This is a genomic window from Candidatus Methylomirabilota bacterium (assembly GCA_036001065.1).
GTDB lineage: Bacteria > Methylomirabilota > Methylomirabilia > Rokubacteriales > CSP1-6 > MNEF01.
The window spans coordinates 1-18,987 of record DASYUQ010000092.1 but is presented as its reverse complement, the minus strand read 5'-3'; the positions used below and the strand labels follow the sequence as shown (position 1 = coordinate 18,987).

The 18,987-nt window shown below is 65.0% G+C and carries 19 protein-coding genes and 1 tRNA gene; 12 read left to right on the top strand and 8 right to left on the bottom strand.

Going from position 1 to position 18,987, the window contains the following annotated elements:
- The first annotated feature begins 14 nt into the window (after positions 1 to 14).
- From VGV13_08345 to VGV13_08330, 4 genes are all read left to right on the top strand, one after another.
- On the top strand, positions 15 to 947 hold the full coding sequence (locus VGV13_08345; protein HEV8641092.1) for a DUF4392 domain-containing protein: 933 nt from the start codon (positions 15 to 17) through the stop codon (positions 945 to 947).
- 10 nt (positions 948 to 957) lie between these two features.
- On the top strand, positions 958 to 2,277 hold the full coding sequence (locus VGV13_08340; protein ID HEV8641091.1) for an aminotransferase class III-fold pyridoxal phosphate-dependent enzyme: 1,320 nt from the start codon (positions 958 to 960) through the stop codon (positions 2,275 to 2,277).
- Positions 2,277 to 2,714 carry a copper chaperone PCu(A)C gene (locus tag VGV13_08335; GenBank protein HEV8641090.1) on the top strand — a complete coding sequence of 146 codons (438 nt, stop codon included), beginning with the start codon at positions 2,277 to 2,279 and terminating at the stop codon, positions 2,712 to 2,714. Before VGV13_08340 ends, VGV13_08335 begins: the two co-directional genes overlap by 1 nt.
- Before the next feature lie 38 nt (positions 2,715 to 2,752).
- Positions 2,753 to 2,828: transfer RNA gene (locus VGV13_08330), tRNA-Phe, on the top strand.
- A 96-nt stretch (positions 2,829 to 2,924) separates the two neighbouring features.
- On the opposite strand, the gene VGV13_08325 is transcribed toward VGV13_08330, so the two are convergent.
- From VGV13_08325 to VGV13_08310, 4 genes are all read right to left on the bottom strand, one after another.
- A complete protein-coding gene (locus VGV13_08325; GenBank protein HEV8641089.1) occupies positions 2,925 to 4,145 on the bottom strand; it encodes a tyrosine-type recombinase/integrase in 1,221 nt (406 codons plus the stop codon).
- On the bottom strand, positions 4,142 to 4,285 hold the full coding sequence (locus VGV13_08320; GenBank protein HEV8641088.1) for a hypothetical protein: 144 nt from the start codon (positions 4,283 to 4,285) through the stop codon (positions 4,142 to 4,144). The genes VGV13_08325 and VGV13_08320 overlap by 4 nt, the downstream gene beginning before the upstream one ends.
- Before the next feature lie 82 nt (positions 4,286 to 4,367).
- Complete coding sequence (locus VGV13_08315) at positions 4,368 to 4,721, bottom strand: hypothetical protein (protein ID HEV8641087.1); 354 nt, start codon at positions 4,719 to 4,721, stop codon at positions 4,368 to 4,370.
- Between the two features lie 1,438 nt (positions 4,722 to 6,159).
- Complete coding sequence (locus tag VGV13_08310) at positions 6,160 to 6,993, bottom strand: nucleotidyl transferase AbiEii/AbiGii toxin family protein (GenBank protein HEV8641086.1); 834 nt, start codon at positions 6,991 to 6,993, stop codon at positions 6,160 to 6,162.
- Positions 6,994 to 7,070: 77 nt separating this feature from the next.
- On the opposite strand from VGV13_08310, the gene VGV13_08305 reads away from it, so the two are divergent.
- The 8 genes from VGV13_08305 to VGV13_08270 all read left to right on the top strand — a co-directional run bounded on the left by VGV13_08305 (position 7,071) and on the right by VGV13_08270 (position 15,451).
- The gene (locus tag VGV13_08305; protein HEV8641085.1) at positions 7,071 to 8,477 is read left to right on the top strand and encodes a 3'-5' exonuclease; all 1,407 of its coding nucleotides are present in this window, start codon (positions 7,071 to 7,073) and stop codon (positions 8,475 to 8,477) included.
- Between the two features lie 55 nt (positions 8,478 to 8,532).
- Complete coding sequence (locus VGV13_08300; GenBank protein ID HEV8641084.1) at positions 8,533 to 9,177, top strand: DarT ssDNA thymidine ADP-ribosyltransferase family protein; 645 nt, start codon at positions 8,533 to 8,535, stop codon at positions 9,175 to 9,177.
- Positions 9,174 to 10,931, top strand: coding sequence for an ADP-ribosylglycohydrolase family protein (locus VGV13_08295; GenBank protein ID HEV8641083.1), 1,758 nt, complete (start codon positions 9,174 to 9,176; stop codon positions 10,929 to 10,931). Before VGV13_08300 ends, VGV13_08295 begins: the two co-directional genes overlap by 4 nt.
- 783 nt (positions 10,932 to 11,714) lie before the next feature.
- Positions 11,715 to 12,626, top strand: coding sequence for a hypothetical protein (locus VGV13_08290; protein ID HEV8641082.1), 912 nt, complete (start codon positions 11,715 to 11,717; stop codon positions 12,624 to 12,626).
- Between the two features lie 22 nt (positions 12,627 to 12,648).
- Positions 12,649 to 13,572: a three-Cys-motif partner protein TcmP gene (gene tcmP, locus VGV13_08285; protein HEV8641081.1), complete on the top strand. Its 924-nt coding sequence runs from the start codon at positions 12,649 to 12,651 to the stop codon at positions 13,570 to 13,572.
- A gap of 32 nt (positions 13,573 to 13,604) precedes the next feature.
- Positions 13,605 to 14,384, top strand: coding sequence for a phage Gp37/Gp68 family protein (locus VGV13_08280; GenBank protein ID HEV8641080.1), 780 nt, complete (start codon positions 13,605 to 13,607; stop codon positions 14,382 to 14,384).
- Between the two features lie 51 nt (positions 14,385 to 14,435).
- Entirely contained in the window at positions 14,436 to 14,858 is a 423-nt protein-coding gene (locus tag VGV13_08275) for a nucleotidyl transferase AbiEii/AbiGii toxin family protein (protein HEV8641079.1), read from the top strand.
- 443 nt (positions 14,859 to 15,301) lie between these two features.
- Positions 15,302 to 15,451, top strand: a complete 150-nt coding sequence (locus VGV13_08270) for a hypothetical protein (protein HEV8641078.1) — start codon at positions 15,302 to 15,304, stop codon at positions 15,449 to 15,451.
- Positions 15,452 to 15,479: 28 nt separating this feature from the next.
- Here the strand turns inward: VGV13_08270 and VGV13_08265 are convergent, their stop codons facing one another.
- Genes VGV13_08265 through VGV13_08250 form a run of 4 tightly spaced genes read right to left on the bottom strand, consistent with a single transcriptional unit; the run spans position 15,480 to position 18,052 of the window.
- The gene (locus VGV13_08265) at positions 15,480 to 16,376 is read right to left on the bottom strand and encodes a hypothetical protein (protein HEV8641077.1); all 897 of its coding nucleotides are present in this window, start codon (positions 16,374 to 16,376) and stop codon (positions 15,480 to 15,482) included.
- On the bottom strand, positions 16,376 to 17,014 hold the full coding sequence (locus VGV13_08260) for a hypothetical protein (protein HEV8641076.1): 639 nt from the start codon (positions 17,012 to 17,014) through the stop codon (positions 16,376 to 16,378). The genes VGV13_08265 and VGV13_08260 overlap by 1 nt, the downstream gene beginning before the upstream one ends.
- Positions 17,011 to 17,796 (bottom strand): hypothetical protein, encoded by a 786-nt coding sequence (locus VGV13_08255; GenBank protein ID HEV8641075.1) that lies wholly within the window; start codon positions 17,794 to 17,796, stop codon positions 17,011 to 17,013. Before VGV13_08255 ends, VGV13_08260 begins: the two co-directional genes overlap by 4 nt.
- A gap of 49 nt (positions 17,797 to 17,845) precedes the next feature.
- Positions 17,846 to 18,052 (bottom strand): hypothetical protein, encoded by a 207-nt coding sequence (locus tag VGV13_08250; protein HEV8641074.1) that lies wholly within the window; start codon positions 18,050 to 18,052, stop codon positions 17,846 to 17,848.
- Between the last annotated feature and the right edge of the window lie 935 nt (positions 18,053 to 18,987).

Sequence of the window (18,987 nt, the reverse complement as noted above, 5' to 3'; positions counted from 1 at the left end):
TAGCGTGCTCCACCGTGCCCGCCTCCCGGTCCCGGCTGGACGCGATCGATCAGGTGCTGGCGCTCGACCTCGGCGGCCGCGGGATCGGGAGCTTCTTCACGCCGGGAGCGGCGCTGGCCGCCGCCCGCGCGCTGCGCGGCGCGCGCCACGTCCTGATCGCGACCGGCTTCTGCGTGCCGCCCGGCCTGCCCGAGACCGATGGGCCGCCCGGGGCCGCGGTGCTGGGACGAGCGCTGCGGCGGCTCGGCGCGACCGTCCGCTACGTGACCGACCCCGCCGTCGTGGAGCCGCTCGGCGCCGTGCTGAAGGCGCTCGAGGAGCCGGTCGACATCGAGATCTATCCCGAGGGTGACGGGGCGGCCGGGGCCCTGCTCGACAGCGAGCGGCCGACGCACCTGGTGGCGATCGAGCGGCCCGGCCGCGCGCGTTCGGGCGAGTACCTGAGCGCCCGCGGCGAGTCGGTGGCGGCGTGGAACCGCCCTATCGACGAGTTGTTTTTGGTCGGAGGTGGCGGCCGCCGAGGCCCCTCGCAGCGCGCGAGGCCCGTCACCATCGCGGTCGGCGACGGCGGCAACGAGATCGGCATGGGCAACGTGCGCAGCCGGCTCTCGCGGGAGGGCCGGCTCATGGCGCGGATCGCCTCGGTCGTCGGCGTCGATCACCTGGTCGTGGCGGGGACGTCGAACTGGGGCGCCTACGGGATCGTGGCGGCGCTCGAGCGGCTGGCGCGGCGGCCGCTCCTGCATACGCCGTCGCTCGAGCGGCGTTTGATCGAGGCGTGCGTGGACGCGGGGGCGGTGGACGGCGTCCTCCGCCGCCGCACGCCGACCGTGGACGGCCTGCCCCTCGAGGCGCACACGGCGGTCGTCGAGCTGCTGCGGCTGGCCGCGCCCGGCCGGCCAGCGCCCGCCGCGCGGCGGTCAGGCTCGAAGCCAGATCGGGTATGATGGAGACGCTATGACCATCCACGACGCGTACCGGGCGAAGCATCCCAAGTCGGCGGCGCTGGCCGAGCGCGCGCGGAAGGTGATTCCCGGTGGCATCACCCACGACATCCGGCACCTGACGCCGTTCCCCGTCTACGTCGACCGCGCTGGCGGCACCCGCAAGTGGGACGTCGACGGCAACGAGTACATCGATTACTGGATGGGGCACGGCGCCCTCTTCCTCGGCCACTGCCACCCGGCGGTGGTCAAGGCCGTGCAGACCCAGATGGCCCGCGGTACGCACCTGGGCGCCAGCCACGAGCTGGAGGTGCGGTGGGCCGAGCTCGTGAACCAGCTCGTCCCCTGCGCCGAGCTGACGCGCTTCACGATGTCGGGGACCGAGGCGACGCATCTGGCGATGCGGGTGGCCCGGGCTTATACCGGACGGCCCAAGGTCCTGAAGCTGGCCGGACACTTCCACGGCTGGCACGACGGCGCCGTGGCCGCGGTGAATCCGCCCTACGAGGTGCCGATGTCGGCCGGCGTCCCCGGCGCCACCATGGACCAGGTGGTCATCTGCCCGCCCAACGACGTCAAGGCGGTGGAGGTCGCGCTCGGGCGCGGCGACGTGGCCGCCGTCATCCTCGAGCCCGCCGGCGGCCAGGCGGGGACGACGCCGACGATCCCGGGCTACCTCCAGGAACTGCGCGCGCTCACGGCCCGGCACGACGTGGTGCTGATCTTCGACGAGGTCATTACCGGCTTTCGCTACGCGCCGGGCGGCGCCCAGGAATACTTCAACGTGACGCCCGACCTGACCACGCTGGCCAAGATCGTCGCCGGAGGGCTGCCGGGCGGGGCGCTCTGCGGCCAGCGCGAGATCATGTCGGTCATCGCCTTCCGCGGCAACCCCGACTGGGACCGCAGCCAGCGCGTGGCTCACGCCGGCACCTTCAACGCCAACCCGCTCTGCGCGGCCGCGGCCATCGCCACGCTCGAGCTGTGCGCGGACGCCTCGCTGCAAGCGCGCGCCAACAAAGCGGGCGAGGAGCTGCGCCGGGGGCTCGGCGATGCGATGAGGCGTCTCGGCGTGCCCGGCACCTGCTACGGGGAGGCCTCGATCTATCACGTCTCCTTCGAGGGCAAGCCCGGGCTGGCCGGCTTCGACCGCCCCCGCAAGGGCCCGCTCTATCACCTGCTCCGCTGCGCGCTGCTCAACGAGGGCGTCGACTGCTCCATGAACCACGGCTGGGTCTCCGCCGTGCACACCGACGAGGACATCGAGCGGACCATTCAGGCGTACACCCGCGCCTTCCAGGCGATGGTCGCCGACCGGGCCTTCGGCGCCTGATGACGCGGGGCCGGTGGTCACCGCGCGCCGCCGGCGGCGCGCTGGCGCTGCTGGCGCTGACCGCCGGCTGCACGTACTACCCCACCGCGCCAGACGTCGGCGGCGTGCGCCTGCAGCCCGAGAAGGGGCGCGCGGTGCGGTCGCCGACCGCCAACGAGGCCGTCGTCTACTTCGACCTCAAGAGCACGGGGAAATACGGCGACGTCCTGCTGGGGGCGCAGGCGCCGGTGGCCCGACGCGCCGAGCTGCGCTCGCCGTCGGGCCGTCAGGTGAGCGAGATCGACATCCCGGGGCAGAGCGTCCTCAAATTCGACAAGGACGGGCCGCGCATCGTCCTCAGCGATCTGACGCGCACGCTGACGCCGGGCGAGGTCATCATCGTCACGGTGTACTTCCAGAAGTCCGGCGCCATCGGCATCATCACCGTCGTCGAATAGACACCCCCATACCCCTCTGCTATTCTTCTCGATCTGGTGGGCAGGTAGCTCAGTTGGTAGAGCACAGGACTGAAAATCCTGGTGTCGGCGGTTCAATCCCGTCCCTGCCCACCATTCCTTTATCAGCCCTGTTAAGGACTTCCGAGTAGAGGATCTTCGGGAGCGTCTCGTTCTGGAGCTTCGACTTACCCCGAACTTGCACCATTCCGGTTACGCCTTCGCGCCCCGAGCGGCACGAGCCTCGTCCAGAGCCACAACAGTGCGGGCGGGGGCCTCGGCGCTGTCATAGAGCCCCTGGAGTTTCACGCCGGCCTCATTCAGCATCTTCTCCTCGACGATGGCGTAGCGGCGATACACGCTCTCGGTCTTGTGCCCAACCATCGCCATCGCGGCGGACCGGGGGATGCCAGCCCGTTCCAGGTTTCGGATCGCCGTCCGGCGGAAGTCATGCGGGATTCGGAGCGCCTCGATCTTTCGGGGCTGCTCGGAGACGACCCGAGCGAATCCGGCCTTGAGGCACACGGTCAGCCACGCCCGACGGAAGGACTTGATCGGCTTGCCGTTGCGGTGGAAGAGCCACGGGATGATCCGGCCCGTGGCCCTTTCGACGGCCTCGGTTCTCACCGCCTGTGCCTCGAGCACCTTTCGCAGCCGCGGGAGGAGAGGGAACATCCGGCCCTCACCGTTCTTCGTCTCGCCCGGTTCCAGCCGCAGCCATCCAGCCTTGAGGTCGAGGTGGGACTTCTGTCTCGTCAGGATCTCCGACTTCACGCGCCAACCAGTGATGAACCCGACCTCCATCGGAGCCTTCAGGTCGTGCGGTAGATGCGCTTGGATGGCCGCGAACTGGTCGTCCTCCATGAACCCCTTGCGCCGGTTGTTCTCCTCCAGCATCCCGACGTAGGGGCGGTTCACAACCTTTCCAGCGCGCTCGCCGAGCCGCAGCATCAGCTTCATGGCGGCGAGCTCTCTGTTAATCGTGGCGTTTGCCGCCTTCTCCTCTTTCCGGGCCGCAACGTAGGCGGTGATTCGGTCAGGACTGATGTCGCGAACCCTGAGCTGGTCTGGGAAGAACCCGCTCAGGTGCGAGACGGCGTCCTCGAAGCGATCGAGGGACTTCCGGCCATTGGCCCGATAATGGTCGAGCGCCATCTGCTTGACCTGCCCGAAGGTCGTCTTCTCGACATCGGCGGGGATGTATCGCCCGCTGGCGATCTCGCCGATCCTGCGCCGCAGAACCTTTCTGGCGGCGTTCCACTTCGTGGTCCCGGTCGGCTCCACAATTGGCTTACCACCGACGTAGAACTTCATGTACAGCGTGTCGGTTTTCTTCGTCGCGCCCGTGCGCCTGTCCGTGTACCGCTTCTGGAAGATCGACCCGTCGCCGCGGGCGCGGCGGACGGGAGGCGCGTCTTGGATCTCGCCGCTCATCGCCCGCCTCCCTTCGGCGTCTTGAGGTGCAGCCGGAGCGCGCGGTCGGCGATGCCCTGAAAGCCGACTCGCTCGTCGAGCGGCCCCATGCGGGCGCCGCGCCAAACCTTCTGGTCGATGCGAAGCCTGGTTTTCCTCATGGCCTCTCCTTCCTTGCTGGTGCGGCTCTTCTCGGCCGTGACGGTAATTCCAGCACCGAGACGGCAATGTGGCCAGTCATATTCAAAGCTTGTGCCTCTCCAGCCAGCGTTCGAGCCGGGCCTCCTCGAAGAGGATGGTCTTCCGGGATAGCCTCTGTGTTCCCGGGATCTCGGCAGCGTGCGCCAAGAGCCACCGTTTCGGAACGTTGAACCGCATCGACGCCTCTCTCGGTCTGAGCCACTTCCTCGCCTCGGCCCGCGCCGTGGACTCGATTGGGACCGGTGTCGATACGGCGGGGAGTAGCGCCGTCAGGACTACCAAGCACCGAGCATGAAGTGTGCGAGCCACATCGGGCGTTAGCGTCGCGGCCCTTCCCGGCTCGCGGGCGATCTCGTCCAGCGCGGGCACCGAGGCTAGCGGGCCGGGTGTGTCCATCGCCTACACTCAGCCGCCGAGGAGCCGAAGGGTGAACGATGCGCCCCGGGCCGGAAGGCGTCCGAGCGCCTTGGGGAACGCGAAGGGCAGGTCGGCATGGTCACGGTGACTGCCTGACTGCGCAGTAGGCAAGGACTTTGCCGTTCCCACCGAGGCCTGGCGTCCTCACGGCGATCAGGTGGAACTCGCGGACGGGGCTGCCGAATCATGGAGTGGGCATGCCACGAGGCAGCAAACCATCGGCCCGGCTCGACTGCGGCAAGATGCACGGCCCCGCCTCAGATCGCCACAGTAGTGGGGCCGCGCGATCGAAGCGGATGACCGCGGGGCGAGCGCAGGAGGCAGGCTGGCGGCCAGCCAGACGCTCGCCTTGGCCTAGGTTCGAACGGAGCCGCCAGGGCCTCGTAGGCGGCGCCAATGGCGGTGTTCAGCTCAGCCCGGAGCAGGGCCGACGCCAGCGAGAGCCGTCGGACCGGGCCCGGCTGGACACCGTTCAGTGGCCACCGCTGGGCCTTCCGCATTGCTGGGCGGCTGCCTGGCGCTGGTTCCAAGGCTGGACCCGAAGAGTACCGGCCAGACGATCGATCTCCGGTCCTCGGTCGGCCTGATTCTCGAGCTGTTCTTGGACCCGGACCGGACCTCCGGGCGTGGCGGCGGCGGACTCAAGACGGGCCCGGCGCAGGACCGATGACGGGGTAGGGACGGGGCCGGCGGGAGAGGGGCGGGGAGGGAGAGGACGGTGGTACGGCAAGATAAAGACTTACCTCACGTGCGACGCAAGTCGTTATCGCTTCAGACCAAGTCGTGAAGCACGCGACTTCCGTGATACTTCATGCTTTCCAGGCAGGCGGCATGCCGATCCACGATCCGCCGGCGTGCCGTCGAGCGTGCCTCCGGACGCTCCGTCACCCTGGGCGACGAGATGCGATCCGGGATCGGCCCGTCGCGGTGGTTCCTATGCGCGTCGCCGCCCGGATCGTGGGCCCGGCTTTCCCCGACTCCTGAACTCCCTGATGTTCAGCGCCTTCCACTGCAGGAGCGGGTGCTTGCGCACCAATGCCTGCGTAGCCGAAACGTCAGTGATGAGCTCAGCAACGATCTCACCGCCATCGCTCAGCCGATCGATGAACTCCCGTTCACGGGCCGTCCATGCCAGTAGCCGTTCTCCCGCTGACGTACAGATCTTGGTCAGGTACTCCGCTAGCCTGACATGGTCACCGCCGAATGGCCGGCCTTCGACGCGCAACAGCGGCAGCAGTTGATCCCGCACCTCGGCTGGAGTCACGGCGACATCGGTGCGACGGAGCCGCCGGATGTCTCTGTCGCACTCCGACGGCATAGATCACGAAGGCCAGTCGGAAGCCAGGCCGATCGAGCAGATTGGGGGCCAGCTCGAGAAGCTGAGACGCGTCGAACGCGTCGCGGGTGGCTCGCCTGATCAGCAGCGCGGTGAACTTACCGGCGGCGATCTCTTCGAGCGAAGGAGGGGAACAGTCTCGGCTCCAGCGTCCGGCGGGAAGCGGGGCGCCCTGTGCTCCAAATCCAGGATTGGGCGCCGGAGCAGGAAGTTCACGTCGACCTCCAGCGACCCGGTGCCATCCGTCGCCGCGGTGTAGCGCAGGCGAAGCTTCCCGCCCGCGTGCTCGCCGGGCATGCGGCGCACCGTACAATCTTCTCGCTCGCAGCACGCTACGACCGCCGCCTCGAAACGTGGGCGGGCCGCCCGCATCGCCTCCAGCTCCCTCTGGCCCACGTAGTTGATGTCGATGTCCATCGACAATCGGGGAACGTCGAGAAGGAACAGGTTGAGGGCTGTCCCGCCCTTGAGCGCCCATCCGCCCTCCAGATCGGGATGGCGAGCGAGCGAGCTGGCCAGGATCGCCGACAGGTAATGGAGGACGAGATCGCCTTGGACCGCGCCCGGCGTCACGCCGGTCCACTGACTCCAGGTGCGCAGCGGGACCTGGGCCCGGAGCGTGTGCAGGGGGGCGAGGCCCGGCGGGGCGGGCGCGCGCGGCGGCGGCGCAGCGAGCGCAGCAGTCGGTCCAGCGTCGCCGGGCTGGCGGCCTCGAGGGTGGCGCGGACGGCGGCGGAGATCGGGACCCCGTGATACCGCTCCAGCGCCGTGAGCAGCGGCGCCACCATCGGCGCCAGGAGCTTGGCGCAGAGTATAGTCGCTCGCCTGCAGCCGGCGATGCGCCCGGCGATCGATGTGCGCGACCAGCGCCATGGCGGCCTCGTCCTCCTCAACTTCGCGATGGAGGGCGCTCATGTTGCTATCCTCGACGTGAGCGGGTATCATGCCAAGTATGTGAACCCGGGCAACGGGTTCCGCCTAGGAGTCGCCCCATGCGGGTCCTTCCGCCGGTCCGGCCCTCTCGCGAGCAACTGACGATCCTCGCCGATAGCCGGCCCGGCTTTCGGCTCATCAGGGGAGCCGCGGGGAGCGGGAAGACAACCACCGCCCTGCTCCGTCTGAAGCAGCTGACCAGGAGTCGGCTCGCTCGTCAGGATCGTTTGGGTCTGAGGGACCCGGTCAGTGTCTTGGTCCTCACCTACAACAAGACGCTTGAGGGCTACATCGTCGAACTCGCCCGCCAGCAGGTCGCCGCCGACCAGCGCCTCGACCTCGAGGTCAGCACCTTCAGCAAGTGGGCCCGCCGCCTTATCGGGCCCGTCGACATCCTCGATCGGGATGAGGTGACGGCGAGACTGAAGCCGAATCTCCTCAGGATGATCCGGCCCGACCAACTGGATTTCTTCGTCGACGAGGTTGAGTACGCCGTCTCGCGGTTCACCCCTGAGAAACTCGGCGAGTACCTTTCAAAAGAAAGGACTGGGCGGGGTAACTCGCCCAGAGTCGACGCCGTCCTTCGGCAGCGCCTGCTCGACGATGTCATCCAGCCCTACCAGGACGCCAAGGACGCCGCCGGCGTTCTCGACTGGAACGACCTCGCCCTCGGCGCGGCCGACATCGAATCCGAGGAATACGACGTCGTCATTGTCGACGAAGCGCAGGACTTCTCGGCCAACCAGGTGCGCGCCGTGCTCGCCCACTTGTCCCAGAACCACTCGACCACGTTCGTGCTAGACGCGGTACAGCGGATCTATCCTCGCTTCTTCACGTGGGTCGAGGTCGGCATCGCGTTGCGGCCGAACATGATCTACAAGCTTGAGGAGAACCACCGGAACACCGCCGAGATTGCCGCCTTCGCGCGACCACTGGTGGCGGGCCTGCCACTCGAGGACGACGGGTCGCTACCCGACTTCACCGCCTGCCGGCAGACAGGCAAGCGGCCCAAGGTCGTCATCGGCACCTACAGCAACCAGCTCGAGTACATGCTGGCCGAGCTCCTGCAGCATGCCGATCTCAAGAAGGAGTCGGTGGCCATCTTGCAGCCGCGGGGCGGAAGGTGGTTCGACTACGCCCGCGCCACGCTACGCCGCCATGGCATCCCGCACTGCGAGCTCACGCGCCAGAGCGTCTGGCCGAGCGGACCCGAGCAGGTGGGCCTGTCGACGATCCATTCCGCCAAGGGGCTCGAGTTCGACCACGTCCTTATCCCCGGCCTCAATCAGCAGGTCACACCTCATGGCGAAGGGGAAGGGGACGCGACGCTCGAGCGTCTCCGCCGGCTGCTCGCGATGGGCGTCGGTCGTGCCCGCACCTCCGTCATGGTCGGCTACAAGCCTGGGGAGGGATCGACACTCATTGGCCTGCTTGATCCCGCGACCTACGATGCCGTCAGGGTCTAGGGTATTGATGCCTATGACCCGACCCCAGGCGGCCCGTCCCCGGACGAGCGATGAAGTGGCGCGCTTATCGCCCTGCTCTGACGTCCTGACAGCCGCGATCAAGCGCGGCATTACTGACATCGTCCACTTCACGACCATCCATGGCGCAGTCGGGATCTTGGCAGGCAGGGCCCTGAAGAGCAGACGGCGGCTGCCGCGGGATCAGTACCTCGAGCACGTGTACCGCCCAAACGCTTTGAACCGGAGCCGCGACGCCCCCTGGCTCGATTACGTGAGCCTCTCAATTTCGAGGATCAACGACTGGATGTTTGACACCTCCGAGAGGTGGCACATCGCTGACGGTGTGTCGTGGGTGGTGCTGTCGTTCGTGCCGGACATCTTGAGCCACCCCGGGGTCGTGTTCGCGACAACCAACAACATTTACCCGGCGTGCCGGAGGGCAGAGGGGCTCGCAGGGTTCAACCAGCTATTCGACGACCCTGTAATAGGCAGGTACGACTCGACTCACAGCCGCGCCGGGCTCCCCGACCACTTCACCACGGACCGTCAGGCCGAGGTGCTGTACCCGCGTGAGGTCGACGTGCGGTACCTCCAACGGATCGACGTCCAGGCCGAAGACGCGCTCGACGACGTCCACGGCGCCCTCGGCGCTCTCGACCACAATGTTCGCGTCCGCCACGCACCGGAGGTCTTCGAGTGAGCGACCACGGGCTGTTCGACGAACCGCCCCGCAACAACGCCGAGCCCGCGATGCCGGAGCAGCAGCTGCCGCGCGGCGCCGCCGACGCCGCCCGCGTCGCGCGAACCCGTCGGTCGGCGCTGTGGGCGGCCTACGGCGACGCGCTCGGGTTCATCAGCGAGCTCACCGACGCCGCCGGACTGCGCCGCCGCACTGGAGGCCTCGAACTGACCACTCCGATAGAGTGGAAACGGCGCATCGGCGGACGTGGTGGGGTTGACGCGACACTCCCGGCGGGCTGTTACTCCGACGACACGCAACTTCGCCTTGCGGTTGCCCGCGCCGTCGGGCCGAAGGGGTTCGATGTCGAGGCTTTCGCCAAGGTTGAGCTCCCTGTTTGGTTGGCGTATGCGCTCGGCGGCGGGCTCTCGACCAAGGCCGCTGCCACCAATCTGGCGAAGGCCACGACCACATGGTTCTCGAATACCTATCAGAACTGGCTCCACGCGGGAGGTAATGGAGCCGCCATGCGAATCCAACCGCATGTCTGGGCCGCTTCGAACCTGAATGATTCGCGCACCTACATGCTTGACGTGCTCCGCAACTCGGTGTGCACCCACGCCCACCCGACGGCACTGGTTGGAGCGACCCTTCATGCGCTCGCCCTCGCTCACTCGATGGCTACCGGGACCCTCCCGAGCCCGGCGATCCTGGGCAAGCTCGTCGACGAAGTCGGCATGGTGCCGTCCGTAATCCGCGACGATCCGCAGCTCGGTCAGTTCTGGCTCACTGAGTGGGAACGGGAAGCACGAAGTCCGTTCGCCGAAGCGTGGCAGACTGCGTGCCATGACGTCGGCGAGGCTATCAGCGCCGCGGAACGTGCCCTCGCGAGCGGTTCAGCGGGAGAGCGGTATCGCCGCGTGATCGATGCGCTCAACCTTCTCGATCCGGCCCGCCGCGGCAGCGGTATACTCACTGTCGTCGCGGCGGCAGCTCTTACCTGGTGCGACGAACCCCCCGCGAGGTCGCTAGCCACCGCTGCGAACGTCATCGGCTCCGACACCGACACCATCGCGACGTTGGCGGGCGCCCTTCTCGGTGCCGTCGGCTCCGACGAACCGCCCGTGCCGGTGATGGACAGCACTCTCATCGCAGCCGAGGCCAGGAGAATGGCCGATCTCGCCAGTGGCGGCCGCAGCGTCGGGCATCGCTACCCCGATCTGCTGACCTGGGTCGCTCCCCAGACGCAAGCGGACGCCCTACTGCGCGGCCACGACGGGCTCCACGTTGCCGGTCTTGGACCGATCCGGCGCACCCTCGGCGAGGCGATGCGGGCGCGGCAGGGATCGTTCCAATGGCAGTGGGCGGAACTGACGTTCGGACAGACGATCTTGATCAAACGCCGCGACGAGCTGCCAGTCGTCCACCACCCGGAGACCACGGGTGACGACACTGACAGGCGCGGACCGCGTCACAGGGACCCCCCCGAGATGCCCCAAACGCCTGACGCTCCCCAGTCCGATCGCCGTCACTGGCGAGAGGACCGGCCGGACCCGGGGCGTAGCGACACTCAGGAGGAGGCCGCGTCTGGGCCGGCCCGGCGCGACCGCCCGCTGGATCTAGAGCGGGCCATCGGTTGGGTGAAGCGCCAGCAAGGCGACGACGCGTCCATCGGCTATGCAATTCGACGGGTCGCCAACGAGGCCACCCCCGAGCAGACCGCGGCGTTCCTTGCTGCGTTGCTCCAGATCCTGCGACGCGGGCCGGGCGGCTGATAGCGGCACCCAAGGGGAGCCAGAGAAGGAAGAGACGAAGCGCGATATCGTGTTTCACGGCGACGTGATGAACACCGCGGCTCGTCTTGAGCACGCCACGCGTGAGCTCGATCGACACTTCCTGGTGTCGGCCGACGCTCTGAACCGTCTCACCGCGAGCGATCGCTATGAGCTCGAGCCCCTTGGGCGGCGAGGAACAGCATTTCGGTAAGGCGAGATGAAGAGCCACTTCAGACACCACGCGAGTCGCCGTAGCTCCACGGGAAGTCGTGAAGCATAGGCGTTTTGCAGCACTTCCTGGATCGCAGGCGCAGAGCGGGCAGAGGTTGGTCAGCTGACGCGCCATCAGCCGTACCGATCTAACTGGAGTCACCGTGCTCTTCGGCGCTTCAATCGCCGCGCGCGTCGCTGGCTCTACCGCAGGTCGCGTTTGCACGCGAAGCCGGACAGATTGTGCGGCGCCCATGCGGGAATCAGAGTGCAAGGAGAGCACGGCGAGCGACTGCCGAACGCTAGGCCAGTGACCATGAAGCGGCCCGGCGACTGCCTCAAGCCGTACCTCCGAAAGCCAAAAATCCATGGCGTCGGCAGGGCTCCCTGAAAAGGTGAGAAGCCTATAACTTGACGTCTCCGCCGCCTTCGGGATAGCGTCGGGACGGCAATGTCGCGGCCGTCCCTCCCGCTACTGGCTTGGCGGGCTGCTCACTCGGGCTGCCGGTGAGCGCCGGAGTCCCAATCTCAAGGTTTAATCCCACCATCCTGAAAAGACGAGACCTTGGCCCGATGGGAACCATCGCGGCCTGCATCCAGGAAGCCGAGTGGCGGCATCCAGGGCTGCTACCGAATCTCGATACAGGTCCCATGGTGATGATTGGGTCTGATTATGCCGGTCAGCATCCGCGCTACCGATACGAGGCATTTGCCCTGCTCCTTGCGAATACTTCGGATCTCAGCGCTTGGGTATCTGAGACGCATCAGATCAGGCACCGCTATCTTCGGGATCGTCGGCGGTTTGCGTTTTCCAAGCTGGGTGACACGCGGCGGCGCCGAGCGCTTGGCCCGTTCCTAGAGACGGCCAATGCGATGCCTGGCCTCCTCGTTGCAGTTCTCATCTCGAAACGCGCCGGCAGTCTTTTCTTACAGAACAACCAGGCAGCTCCACTCGATCTTATGCAATACGATCACTGGAATCGGACGGTACTCGAACGAATGCTCCGGGTCGTGCACTTCGTTAGTTTCTTCCTGGCGGGATTGAGTTCACCCGGCCAGAACGTCATTTGGATCACGGACGAGGACGACATTGCGGCCAACCCGGATCGACTCCGCGAATTGACGAACCTAGCCGCTACAGTCTCAGCTTCTTACCTTGACCACAACCTTGGGCACCTTCGGGTCGGTACGACAGCGATTGACACAGGGCCAGTGACCGAGGACTTTGTAGCGATCGCAGACCTGACGGCCGGAGCTCTCGCCGAGTATCTCACCCGCCGCGGCGGCGTGGCCGCATTTATCCGCGGCGTGATGACCCCAGCCCCAACAGATCTTCTCCCGAAAGCTTGGAGGATCTTGAACTGGTTCTCGGACAACTCTCAGCCACTCAGGCGGTTGGTGTACCTCATCGACGAGAGCTCGATTGAGCCCGGGCGCGTTGTCGTAACCAGTCTGCGGTTCCACGGTTCGCGCGACACTGATTAGCTCGATGACGCGTCGTCGACCGTTGCGCGAGCAACTGCTTCCTGGCAACGATCCTGACCACGCGCCGACCCTTTTCGCGCTACCCGCGCCTGTGGCACCGGAAACGCTGTCCGTCCCGACGCCAGACCAGCCGGTATGGACTCTCCACAAGGCCCGACTGATCCAGCGGTATCTGTTCCTGTTCCTTATGATCACACGCCACGGCACGTACGTTGACGGGTTCTCCGGTCCACAAGAGCCTGAAGACCCTGACTCGTGGTCAGCGAAGCTCGTGCTCGAGCTCGAGCCAAAGTGGATACGTCGATTCCATCTTTTCGAGCGCAGCCGGGGTCAACTGGCACGGCTTCACGCCTTGAAGGCTAGTCTGCCGCCGTCCGACGAGCGCTTTGTGGAGATCTACGCGGGAGACTTCAACGAGCGCGTCCTTGACTTCGTTGAAGGGGCAGCGATCGGAGAGAACGAGGCCACGTTCTGTCTCCTCGACCAGTGGACCTTTGAGTGCCAGTGGGCCACACTACGGGCGCTGGCACACAAGAAAACCGGACGCTACAAGATTGAGCTCTTCTATTTCCTGGCCAATAGCTGGCTTGACCGAGCCCTGGCCGGTGTGAAGCGGCCAGCGCTGGTTGAAGCGTGGTGGGGTCGCTCCGATTGGCAGCAGCTGCGCGGGATGCCGGGCCCTCTCCGGGCTCATCGGTTTGCCGACCGTATGAGGAGAGAGCTCGGATACCTCTCCGTCAAGCCGTGGGCGATTTATGAGCGCGAGCGAGGCGGAAGGACCATGTACTATATGATTCACGCGACCGACCACCCGAAAGCGCCTCTGCAAATGCGCCGTGCTTACGGCGACGTCATTGACGTCCCGGAGCAGGGCGAGCAGTTGGATCTGGAGTTGTGGGCTGTAGGCAATCCAAAACGCGATGGCACGTCCGGCCACGAGTCATAATTCAGTGATAAGAGCCTAAGGAGAGAGCCTTCGTGGGGGCTACTTCGGCGATTGAGTGGACTGACGCAACGTGGAATCCTGTCACTGGCTGCACCAAGATCTCGCCGGGCTGCAAGTTCTGCTACGCCGAACGATTGGCCCTCCGCCTTAAGATCATGGGCAACCCACGTTATCAGAATGGCTTCGCCGTCACACTTCATCCCGACCAGCTCGATCTGCCACTTCGGTGGCGAGAGCCACGGCGCGTATTTGTCAACAGCATGAGTGATCTGTTCCACGACGCTGTGCCGCTTGAGTATGTAGACGAGGTGTTCGCCACTATGGCCCGTGCGACTCGACATGTCTTCCAGGTGTTGACCAAACGCCCGGATCGGATGGTCTTGTGGCACCGAGGTCGGGCTGAGGTCGTGCCCGTGCCGCCCAACGTGTGGCTCGGCGTGTCGGTTGAGTCCATGCGCTATGCCTGGCGCGTCGAGCGCCTCCGCCAGGTGGACGCTCGCATCAGGTTCATCAGCGCTGAGCCGTTGCTTGGGCCGCTTACCGACCTCGATCTTCGGGGGATCGCCTGGCTGATCGCCGGCGGCGAGTCGGGTGGCATCCCGCGGCGCGCCCTGGTGGAAATTATCGCCGGCCGCGTAAGACCGAAGCCCGAAGCGGAACGCTGGCTCCTTGAGCTCCGCGACCTGTGCCAGGCGGCCGGGGTGGCCTTTTTCTTCAAGCAGTGGGGCGGTCGAACGCCCAAGGCTGGCGGCCGCGAGCTGGCCGGCCAGACGTGGTCGGAGTATCCGGTCGCTGCTGCGCCGAGCCGCTGACTGGGGAGGCTGGCGGACTAACTTCCTGCCTCTGGTGCTACCGGGTCTCGCATCCCAGCTCGTCCCGTTTCCTGGGATACCCTTCTTGGAGCGGAGCGAACCTTCTGGGAGAAGGCAACGCTCCTACATTCGGAGTATCACCGTCCGGCGGGGCCAGCGAAAGAGCGGCTGTCGCGTCATTGTTACGACCTGGCGCTGCTTGCTGACACGGAGGCGGGTCGGCGAGCCATCAGGGACACCGAGATGCTCGAGAAGGTCAGGCGTTACAAGGAGGTTTTCTTCTACTCCGGCTGGTCGCACTACGACACGGCTAAACCCGGGACACTCAGGCTCGTGCCCCCCGAGGCAAGGCTCGCCGAGTTTGCTGGAGACTACGCAAAGATGGCTCCGATGATCTTCGGCACTGCCCCGCGCTTCGAGAGGCTCATTGAGCGGCTTCGCAAACTCGAGCGCGAGATCAATGGCTCAACGTAGCTGCAGGTTTGAATCGCGTCGATAGTGCCAGAACTGGTCGACACGTAAAGTGGCAGCAGGACCGGCGAAAACGTGGCCGGACTCATCCGGGTTCGAATCCCGTTGGGGCCACCAGCCACAGCTAACCGCGTGAAGTAGCTGATCTGCCAATCTTCGCGGTGCTCCACTTGGTACAGGGGAGCGCACGCTGTTATGGCGTCTACATCGTCCGTCGCATGGTTCCGCCGAAGCTCCGTCCGATCATTGGGAAGCGCGAGGTGAAGGAATCACTCCGCACAGGTGACCCTGTAATCGCCCAGCGGCACGCGATCGCAGCAGCGCCCAATAGGTGGCCTGACGTGGCGCGGTGACGGCGCCTCCCCCTCAAAGGAGGCCTTCAGTTCTCCTCCTGCCGACAGGGCGTTGTCTCTGAGACCGGCCCAGGGTATTCTTAGGCCTAAGCCATGAGCGCCAGGAAAGGACTCGACCCGCGCGTGCTACGGGCCATCCAGGAGCTTGGCCGGATCGGCGGCCAGACACGGGCGAAGAACCTCACGGCAGAGCGACGACGGGAGATTGCGAAGAAGGCGGCAGCGGCGAGGTGGAAGAAGTGACCCGGCTGTCCCCAGTTATTCCGTAGTGTCAAGCGGAGCAAGGCGGCTTCACGTCGTAGTCCTTCCGGATCTCCCCAAGCTTGCTACTCCCGCGCGTGTGCATATCCCACCAATACATCCCCCGAAACTTATCGAATAGACCGCTACCCTCGCGATAGTCTTTGAAGTGACCACGACAGATGTGAAGGGCATGCTTGAGCGAACCGTCCGCGCCTGCCGCTTCTCGAAGGGTCTTCTGCATAGGAGCGATTTCAAGCGTGTAGTACTTCGTGACGGGTGCACGATCGCGGGCGTCTCGTTTCTTGAGGAGTTTGGATGAGACCGGTGTTTCGATAATTGTGACGTTGTTGCAGTGACAAAAACAGAGCGCAAGGAGCGCCGGCGTACGGAAGCTGGCGCTGGTCACGAGTTCTGCACTGGCCTGACCGTAGCTCTCTATATCGGCCTTCGGAATCGCATAAACGGCAGCTTGGGGGTTTTCTTCCGTACCACCCATCACGACATGGCCGTCAGCATCGATCAGCAGTTGAATGGCCGCCATGAATGGATCTTGGCGCTCTGGCGAACCAGAGAAGCAGTAGAGATCCAACTGCCAGCGCGCGAGAGAGCGGTTTTCGAGTTCTGCCGCAGCACCGAAGACACCGACACCCCACCGAGGAACCTCTTCACTAAGCCGCTGATAGCCACCGGTCTTCGTCACTAAACCAGTCGGTAGTTTCCACTCCATCCAAAAGCGCGGCCACGGTGGTGCGACATTCGGAAAGTCGCTGCGGAGATCCCATGCCTCCTGATCGGTACCTTCCCAAAAGTAGTTTGCGACATTTTGAATCTTGACGACGATTGCAGATGCCAATTGCTGCTTGAACACTTCCCCGCGCTTGGGATCTACGCGCATGAATCCTGCCAGGACATCGTCGGCGATCATTACTTTCCTCGAGCCGCTAACGGAATCGTCCGAAAGTTAGACGCAAGGCTTGTAAACGCTTTTGCCTTGTCCGAGGGTGCGAGGGCAGCCAGGGCATGGACCGTCGCAGCTGCGGTGTTGTTTGCCCAGCGGATACCTTCCAACGTGCTTATTCTGTCAGCCCATGCGTGGGGTCCGCCGGCCTGCTCCTGCTCTGGCGGAACGCGCTTTATAATGCCTCGCTGAGCGAGACTCTTTACAGGCTTCGGCGGTTTCCCGCTCATCTTGTAGTGGACAAGCTCATTACGAAGCTTGATAAGGAGGTCCATATCCTGATAAGGCTGCTGACTTTTAGAGAGCTTTTTGCCGAACAACAAGTAAGGAAGGAGGATCAGTTTCAGACCAAGTTCTAGCTTCTCTAAAGCGTCAGCTGATATCACTTCCTCATCCTCCCCTGGCAGGCGGAAGTAATAAGAGTACGTCTCGTTGAGATACGCTTCGACGGCTGCGACGGCAACGATATACGCCGGGATTGCCAGGGGTGCGAGACCGGCCGGCCCACGGGAGGTCCACTCCGATGCCGTTCTGTGAAGTGACTCAACATGCGAGATAAGGTCACCGGAGATGCTAGTTGCAGACTGCGCGTAGTGAGTCGTCACGGCCTAGATTTATAGAACGCCATGCTCAACGGTCTCGTTTCAGGACGTAGGCCTTTTTTCTTTCTCTCGCTGTTCTCCAGGTCGAACGCTAGGTGGCAGTCGCGGTAGGGGACCTCCGAGTTGCAGGTACACGGGGCGTTGGGAGGGGTGTTCTTGATCTCATCGTCGGGATCGCCGGGGCGAGAACGGCCGGGCCACTCGGCGCGACCATTGCGGTGTAAGCACTCCAACCAGAGGGTGTGCTTGCCCACAAAGTACGCAGTCCAGTCGAGATAGCGTAGCGCGCCGTCGGAGTGGAAGTTCCACGGGTCCGTGGGCGCGTTGGCGACGCACAAGGCCTTGAGCGGCGCGATGGGCTGCGGCATTTGCGGGTACTCGCGCACCGTGATCCGAGGGTGTATCGCGCGGACGATGGGCCGCATCGGCGGCACGGCGTACGCAACCTCCATCTCATACGTGGCCGTCAGCGGATTTTGGGGAACGAGATCGGGGAGAAGGGGGTGCGCTCGACGTCGACAGTGGACATCGTGGCGCAATGTGCCGTTCAAATCGATTCTGAGTGCCGGGCCACCGTCGTACAGGTCGGAGATGATCGTGAGTAGCTCGTCCTTGTCCAGTGTCGGCGGGAAGGGCTGCATCATGCCGCGCCACGTCCGTACGACAACACCACACCGTTCGGCGTCATCCGGATCGAGGTCGGGGCGCGGTGGCCGGTCACGTAACTCGAACGCAGGGTATTCCTGCTTGACTCGGCGGATCTCGGATGGCCAGAAGTCGCGCATTTCTGCGCTACTCCACCACAGAGACCCGCCGAGGATGTTCAAGCAAAAACTACCGCTGCGGATGCTGCGTCGGCTGCGGCACCGGACGCGGCGGGTGATGCTTGTCCTTATCTTTGTCCTTGTCCTTCTGTTCCTTTTCGTCCGCCATCACTACCCTCACCTCGCGCTCGAATCGACGAGCGTATCCGAAGACGCTGCAAGGAACTCGGCACACGACCAGGGCGACGACGACACCCGTCTCCTTGCAGGCGAGCATGCGACCTTCACCTTTGGCGGGAGAGTGGTCAGCTTGACAGGCCCTGCCTGATCCGCTAGAACCACGACCGTTCGCTCTACGGTCCGCCCCCCGCGTGGGGATCGGCCGCCCGGGGTGGAAGGGCCACGAGCCCCGAAGCCCCGGGTCATCAGCCCGGCCCTGCCGCTACATCCGGCACTATACAGCTTCAATGTACCCTCCCCATTGGGGTATGTGGCAACCCTTTACACCTCCGGCCTCAGCCCTCCTTCCCCGGCCGCATCGCAGCGAGCGCCCCATCTCCGTGTCGGTAAGCCCCCCTTTCGCTCGCATAAGCTCTCAATCGTCGGGGCCGTAGCAGGGGGGCCATGCTCAGATTCCCAAAGAAGCCCGACTCCGTCTTCCTGGAGAATCTTCTACTCGGCCCTGGAACTCCCCGGGATATGGTCCGCAAGCTTTGCCGAGGAGGGCAACGCGGAGATGTGGCGCGAGGAACACCCGATGCTCGCGCGGTATTTCACCCCACAGACGTTGGTCAGCGTACTCGACCGCCTCGCTGGCGGCGAGCGGCTTGTGGACTTTATCGAAGAGAAGGTTGATAGGCGACCCGGCGGTACTCTCCCGGCTGGATCCGTGAGCGAGGCAGCGCAACTCCCAACTACGCCCGCCGGACTCGTCCGACTTGCGCCAAACTTGCACCGTTCGATGCGGCGCGACCCGCCGCCATCGGCGATGATCCGATGACGACGGGCGCGCAACGTCGCGGATTACAACGCTTCAGGTCGAATGAGGTCGCTGGGTGAGCCTACCGGGTGGGACTGAAAATCCTGGTGTCGGCGGTTCAATCCCGTCCCTGCCCACCAGTTTTTTTCACCGCCGACCACCGGCTGGAGCGAGGGATGTCGAGAGACCCAGGAAGGAGGTCGCCATGACGAGATAGGGAAGGATCTCAGGAG

What these genes read in the sequence shown, in the direction of transcription:
- VGV13_08340 (HEV8641091.1), top strand. Translation starts at nt 958, where the DNA reads ATGACCATCCACGACGCGTACCGGGCGAAGCATCCCAAGTCGGCGGCG.
- VGV13_08335 (HEV8641090.1), top strand. Translation starts at nt 2,277, where the DNA reads ATGACGCGGGGCCGGTGGTCACCGCGCGCCGCCGGCGGCGCGCTGGCG.
- VGV13_08325 (HEV8641089.1), bottom strand. Translation starts at nt 4,145, where the DNA reads ATGAGCGGCGAGATCCAAGACGCGCCTCCCGTCCGCCGCGCCCGCGGC.
- VGV13_08320 (HEV8641088.1), bottom strand. Translation starts at nt 4,285, where the DNA reads ATGAGGAAAACCAGGCTTCGCATCGACCAGAAGGTTTGGCGCGGCGCC.
- VGV13_08315 (HEV8641087.1), bottom strand. Translation starts at nt 4,721, where the DNA reads ATGGACACACCCGGCCCGCTAGCCTCGGTGCCCGCGCTGGACGAGATC.
- VGV13_08310 (HEV8641086.1), bottom strand. Translation starts at nt 6,993, where the DNA reads ATGAGCGCCCTCCATCGCGAAGTTGAGGAGGACGAGGCCGCCATGGCG.
- VGV13_08305 (HEV8641085.1), top strand. Translation starts at nt 7,071, where the DNA reads ATGCGGGTCCTTCCGCCGGTCCGGCCCTCTCGCGAGCAACTGACGATC.
- VGV13_08290 (HEV8641082.1), top strand. Translation starts at nt 11,715, where the DNA reads ATGGGAACCATCGCGGCCTGCATCCAGGAAGCCGAGTGGCGGCATCCA.
- VGV13_08270 (HEV8641078.1), top strand. Translation starts at nt 15,302, where the DNA reads ATGAGCGCCAGGAAAGGACTCGACCCGCGCGTGCTACGGGCCATCCAG.
- VGV13_08265 (HEV8641077.1), bottom strand. Translation starts at nt 16,376, where the DNA reads ATGATCGCCGACGATGTCCTGGCAGGATTCATGCGCGTAGATCCCAAG.
- VGV13_08255 (HEV8641075.1), bottom strand. Translation starts at nt 17,796, where the DNA reads ATGCGCGACTTCTGGCCATCCGAGATCCGCCGAGTCAAGCAGGAATAC.
- VGV13_08250 (HEV8641074.1), bottom strand. Translation starts at nt 18,052, where the DNA reads ATGCTCGCCTGCAAGGAGACGGGTGTCGTCGTCGCCCTGGTCGTGTGC.